Genomic DNA, 3057 nt, shown 5'->3' with positions numbered 1-3057 from the left:
GTGGCTTTGCTAAGCTCATCAGGATCATCAATGCCTTTCCAGGTTGGTCACCGTTGACTCCTTCGGCTCCTATGCAACATTTTTCTTCTGCCTAGAGTGATGAATGAGGGATAATCCTTTGTTTGACCTCAGGCAAATAGCCTAGGTAGGAGTATTGCAAGATGCAGGTAGAACGGGAACAATCCAAGTCTCGACACTTGTATCGTTGTTTTCCTTCGCTTGATTTTCCGTGTTTGACAATGTTAGTGCTAGTGCGACTTGGACAGTCAATGGGCTCTAGGACCATCGCTAGAATTTAGAGCAAGTGAGCTGATTCCATTGTGTCCCAAATCCACAGGTCTAGAACACTACCGAAGTACTGCATCAAGACCAAAGCTCTCTTTGGCTTTAGAGATAAGCTCCTGCTTCGGCAGAAGAAGCTTTAAAAGAGCCTCTGACTTTTCATAAACATCATAAACTGGCTCCTCAGTTCTGCTCAAGGAGAGAACCCAAGAGCTAAATTTTGGAACTGGCTTAGCTTTGATACTCACTCTTGAGGGCTCTAGGCCAAGAAACTTCGTGACTTCATGGGGGTCAAAATTCTCGCCATACAGTCTGAAGTAAACCTCTCCTACATTTGTCATTTGCACTTACTTGGGAGCTAACTATATGTTTATGAGTAAGTAGGTGGGTGTAACTAAACTGAAGATGGTTTCAGGCTGTGTAAGGGTTTCAGGCGAAGCCATCTTATATTTAACTTGACCTACCTACTCAGGTTTAGACTAAATGGTTAAGAAAAGCGGCCGGATCGCTGATCTGACCGCTTAATAGTCAAGGACGTATCAAATCACTTGACTATGAGTCATTTTGCCAAGCTTCGGAATTTCGGCACCAAGCCTACGCCCTGATGAGCAATGGACGAGATGCCCTGTTCGACTTGATGGATGCGGTATTGGTGAGTCGGAGCGTCTCCTCGTTCGCGGAACTGTCCGTATCACCTGTCTTTCGACAGCGATGGCCAAGTTTGTATGAGGCGCTGCAAGACGGTCAGCCTCCTCAAGAGGAATGGATGGAACTCTACAGCAAAGAGATCAGATCAGAACCACAAATCGTGATCGCCGGAGACCAGACTGCTTGGTCACGATTACAGGCCCAGACCCTGTGAGAGCGGACCTATGAACATCAAGCTAACCCGATGAGTGGAGCCAAGCCAATTACACTAGGGCATGGCTACAGCACGATGACCTGGATTCCTGAAGCAGAAGGGAGCTGGGTCTTACCGCTGCTGCACGAGCGCATTACCAGTGCCGAAACTCCAATTGAAAAGGCTGCAGCTCAATTACGCCAGGTGTGTCAGAAGCTGAACGTTCGTCCCCTGTCGTTGTGGGATGCCGAGTATGGCTGTGCTCCGTTCCTGCAGAAAACTGCTGACATTGCCTGTGACAAGCTGATTCGATTGCGCTCCAATCGAGTTCTCTACGGTCCTCCTCCGGCTTACACTGGCAAAGGACGAGCTCGAAAACATGGAGAGGTCTTCAAGCTCAACGATGCGACGACTTGGTGACCACCGGATGAGGAACAGACAGTCGAGGAGGTCAAGAGGGGAACTCTGCGCTTACAGATGTGGCATTCGCTCCACCTCAAACAAGCGGCCACTATCCCCACGGGATGCGCAACCAGTGCCAGGGTAAATGCTAGAAACAAGACAGAGAGGGAAGTCTAAAGGTCGTTAAATTCGCTAGAAAAAGACATCGAGCTGTACTGCATGGAGGCAGTTCCCGATGTCAGAAAACAAACTTAGCTTTACTCTAGCAGGCTTAGAAATCACCACGACTGAACAATCAAACCTTGCTATTCCAACTTGGTTAGCCGAGGCATTACTGGTAGGGCAATATTGGCATCAAAGTGGACTGCTAGAACGTCTACAGCAACAGGTTCGAGTGAGTCGTGGACGCATGGGACGCTATGAGGTGTGTGACTTTGTGCTCCTACTCTTAGCTTATGCAGTGAGCGGGGTCGAAACCTTGAAGTTGTTTTTCGAGCAGTTAGAGAGCGTCCAGCCTGTACTAATGTCAGTGTGGAAACGAGAGAAATGCCCCGTAGCAGCCACCTTGAGTCGTTTTCTGGCAGATGTAGATGAATCTGCAGTAGAACAATTGCGCCGCTTATTTGAGGCAGATTTACTGGAACATCCGATTGAGATGGCAGCAGACATGGGACTCACGGACCGGATCGGCAGACGTTGGGTCGTCTTTGATGTCGATGGAACGGTCAAAGCGACCCGACATCGTGCTCTGGTAACGGCACCGACGCATCCTGAGTTAAAGCGACGAAGTCGCCATGCTTACGCTCCAGGCTATGGTGGACGCAAACGAGGCGATCAAGTTCGCACTCGCACTACGGTTGCCTGTGCCCATACGCATGAATGGTTGGGCACCTTTGCGGCTCCTGGAAATGGCACCCCTAAAGCGGATCTGGCTCGGGCTTGTGAGCTGGTGCAACGCTATCTTCAAACTCAAGGCTTAGCTGTCGTTCATGGCATTCTAAGACTCGATGGACTCTATGGCAGTGCCAGCTATGTCAGTCCAATTCAGCAAGCCCAGATCGCTTATGCCATTCGCTGTCGGGACTACCATTTGTTGAATGACCCCATCGTGCAGGCAACGCTGAAACAAGCTCCTCAGGCGACGATTGCCTATCCTGACAGCCCCCATTCACGAGAATTCTTTGACATTCCTGGTCTCAATTCGACTCGGCGGGGCTATCACGAGCCCATGCGACTCGTTGTGGTGCGAATGGAGCGATTCGACCAGCGCAAACGGGCAGTGGGTAAATGCCAGGGCCGGTACATTCATGAACTATTTCTGACCTCACTGCCGATTGAGCAATTTAGTGCAACGGATGTCCTCAATCTCTACAATGGTCGCGGTGGATTTGAGCAAACGCTAGCTCAAGAAGATACAGACAGAACTTACGCAAAAGTCATTTGAACGGACGGATGCTTGAGTTGCTCCTTGAGATACTCAGAGAGCATCCCGTGCTTGATTTGATAGATAGTTCTACCACTTTCGTAGGCAA

At 49.7% G+C, this 3057-nt stretch carries 4 protein-coding genes and 1 pseudogene; 3 read left to right on the top strand and 2 right to left on the bottom strand.

Annotated elements, in window-relative coordinates:
- Nucleotides 1–91: 91 nt before the first annotated feature.
- Entirely contained in the window at nt 92–286 is a 195-nt protein-coding gene (locus H6F90_RS31315; RefSeq protein ID WP_190549090.1) for an IS1 family transposase, read from the bottom strand.
- Between the two features lie 61 nt (nt 287–347).
- Complete coding sequence (locus H6F90_RS00040) at nt 348–623, bottom strand: DUF4279 domain-containing protein (RefSeq protein WP_190549087.1); 276 nt, start codon at nt 621–623, stop codon at nt 348–350.
- Between the two features lie 263 nt (nt 624–886).
- Between H6F90_RS00040 and H6F90_RS30420 the strand changes: the two genes are divergently transcribed.
- The 3 genes and pseudogenes from H6F90_RS30420 (at nt 887) to H6F90_RS00030 (ending at nt 2969) form a co-directional block, all read left to right on the top strand.
- The gene (locus tag H6F90_RS30420; RefSeq protein WP_242024245.1) at nt 887–1144 is read left to right on the top strand and encodes a hypothetical protein; all 258 of its coding nucleotides are present in this window, start codon (nt 887–889) and stop codon (nt 1142–1144) included.
- Between the two features lie 15 nt (nt 1145–1159).
- Nucleotides 1160–1543: pseudogene (locus tag H6F90_RS30415) on the top strand (transposase); the annotation flags it as partial.
- 217 nt (nt 1544–1760) lie between these two features.
- Nucleotides 1761–2969 carry a hypothetical protein gene (locus tag H6F90_RS00030; protein ID WP_190549084.1) on the top strand — a complete coding sequence of 403 codons (1209 nt, stop codon included), beginning with the start codon at nt 1761–1763 and terminating at the stop codon, nt 2967–2969.
- Nucleotides 2970–3057: the final 88 nt, after the last annotated feature.

Source organism: Trichocoleus sp. FACHB-591, from assembly GCF_014695845.1.
In the GTDB taxonomy this organism is placed as follows: Bacteria; Cyanobacteriota; Cyanobacteriia; order FACHB-46; family FACHB-46; genus Trichocoleus.
This window is presented reverse-complemented; position numbering and strand designations above follow the sequence as displayed.

What these genes read in the sequence shown, in the direction of transcription:
- H6F90_RS31315 (WP_190549090.1), bottom strand. Translation starts at nt 286, where the DNA reads ATGGTCCTAGAGCCCATTGACTGTCCAAGTCGCACTAGCACTAACATT.
- H6F90_RS00040 (WP_190549087.1), bottom strand. Translation starts at nt 623, where the DNA reads ATGACAAATGTAGGAGAGGTTTACTTCAGACTGTATGGCGAGAATTTT.
- H6F90_RS30420 (WP_242024245.1), top strand. Translation starts at nt 887, where the DNA reads ATGAGCAATGGACGAGATGCCCTGTTCGACTTGATGGATGCGGTATTG.
- H6F90_RS00030 (WP_190549084.1), top strand. Translation starts at nt 1,761, where the DNA reads ATGTCAGAAAACAAACTTAGCTTTACTCTAGCAGGCTTAGAAATCACC.